General features: G+C 44.5%; 1 protein-coding gene. It reads left to right on the top strand.

Annotation, left to right across the window (positions count from 1 at the left end; all coding sequences use genetic code 11):
• Positions 1-63 precede the first annotated feature (63 nt).
• Positions 64-236: RRXRR domain-containing protein (locus tag LKK83_RS05665; protein WP_324629962.1), on the top strand; the 173-nt coding region annotated here is incomplete at its 3' end.

The raw sequence follows: 236 nt of genomic DNA, 5'->3' as shown, positions 1-236 counted from the left end.
AAGTACCGACCACCTAACAACTTCGAGGCAAACTTTACCCTGGAAACAGGAGACAACCAACTCATGTTCGTACTAGTGGTAGATAAAAACAGAAAACCGCTAAACCCCTGTCATCCGGCAAGGGCAAGAAAATTTCTCAAAGAAGAAAGGGCTGTTGTACTGCGACGCTACCCTTTCACCATCATGTTGAAAGACACAGAAGAGGACTCGTCGGTAAAAAAACCAGAATACAGACT

It is taken from the genome of Phormidium sp. CCY1219, assembly GCF_035615515.1.
Taxonomy (GTDB): domain Bacteria; phylum Cyanobacteriota; class Cyanobacteriia; order Cyanobacteriales; family Laspinemataceae; genus CCY1219.
This window is presented reverse-complemented; position numbering and strand designations above follow the sequence as displayed.